General features: G+C 56.5%; 1 protein-coding gene. It reads right to left on the bottom strand.

The window, feature by feature from the left end; genetic code table 11:
* Positions 1-280: 280 nt before the first annotated feature.
* Entirely contained in the window at positions 281-1,549 is a 1,269-nt protein-coding gene (locus NKI25_RS36130; RefSeq protein WP_352786100.1) for an aminotransferase-like domain-containing protein, read from the bottom strand.
* Between the last annotated feature and the right edge of the window lie 123 nt (positions 1,550-1,672).

Raw genomic sequence — 1,672 nt, 5'->3', positions numbered from 1 at the left:
CAATCCACCGGCTCGGCCTTCAAACGAGAGCAGAGCTCGTCAACACTCGCAATACACGGGATATTGGCGCGAGCCGCCCAATCCGCGAATATAGCGTCGCCACATAGCACTACGCGAATGTCGTGGCCCACCTCCATTGCCAGCTGCGCGCAGCTGATAGCAAGCGTACCATTGCCAACAAAGACGCTGGAGGAGATTGATCGCGCTGCAGGTTGTGGCCTATCCCGATCGCCTGGTTCGCAAGCGCTTGCGCGCTCCGGTGAAGAGTGAGGTGCCATCTTCATCCCTCGGCCAGTCCATCCACTAAGCTGGGCAGTTCCCTCCCCAACCGCCGCGCCACATAGCGGCCTAAACCTGTCACACTGGTTCGGATTTGCTCGGGAGTAACCGCGCTGAATGCTAATCGAATCCGGCAGTCTTGAGAGTTATCCAACGCAAAGAAGCTCATCGGCATAACAATGACATTGTAACACCTTGCACACTCGTCCGCGCTGTCCGCGCCAAATCTGAAAGGAAGATCAAGAGACAGGAAAAAGCCGCCAGAGGGTCGATTCCATCGTATCTGCTCGGGGAAAGGCGAAAACACACTGTCCAGCTGACGCACCATGACGTCGCGATTTGAACGATACCAATCCAGCGCGGGGCGAATCCAGCCACGCAAGCTTACTGCCTGCTCCATCAAGAGTCCCGCTACAATCGCTTGTGTAATATGGCTTGTATTGAGGGTAATGAAACTCTTGAGCTGGACCAGGTTTTCCCAAAGTGCCCGGCAAGCGCGCGCGTCTCCAAATATTGTATCGGGCAGTATCGCAGCTCCCACGCGGAGAGCTGGGCTCAAGGTCTTGGAGAATGTGGACAGGTAAATAACACTTCCTGCCTCATCCAAAGCGGCCATCGGAGGGATCTCATCACCTTCATACCGAAATAGCCGATATGGATTGTCCTCCAGAACGATAATCCGATTTCTTGCGCACACTTGAAGGATATCGCATCGTGAGGCCTTATCGAGGACGCGCCCGGTCGGATTGTCAAAATCGGGAATGAGGTATAGAGCGCGGGCCCTCCGACCATTCCGGCGCAATTGTAGGACGGCGAGTTCGACTGCCTCTGCAACGCAAGGCGCTGAGTTGGACAATGCTGCAACGGCGACCCTTGCGGCCTTACCTGCACCGGTCGCACCAATATACGTGGGATTGCAGACTAGGAGCACATCCGCAGCTTCAGGGCACAGCGCGGCGAGGCAGAGTGCGAGCGCTTCCTGGCATCCTGAGGTGATCAGTACGCGATCCGCCCTCGCGGGAACCCCCTCATCAGACCGGACCTGTTGCGCAACGAGCTCGCCGATAATGCCGGCGGTTCGTCCATACTGCAGCAAGTGCGACAATAATTGCCCGCCCCCGTGACCGCCAGCTGAATAGCGTTCATATACCACTAGCGCATTCAACAGCACCTGGGGGTCGAGCTTGTCGAAGAACCGCTCACTCGGTCTGCCAGACGCCAGCGAGACTGCCGAGGGAAACGCACTCGAGACTTCGTTCAAAAAATTCATAACTGAACATTGCGATCTGTGATCCAACATCGAACCCTGCGTAGGACTATCGGCGAGCTGAGGACCACACCAGTCTCAGAGCGACGACATCATTGAGGCCCAAAGGCTCACGCATTTTCACGG

It is taken from the genome of Mesorhizobium sp. M0808 (genome assembly GCF_040320025.1).
Lineage (GTDB): Bacteria > Pseudomonadota > Alphaproteobacteria > Rhizobiales > Rhizobiaceae > Mesorhizobium.
The sequence above is the reverse complement of the archived record's forward strand: the minus strand, read 5'-3'. Positions and strand labels throughout refer to the sequence as shown.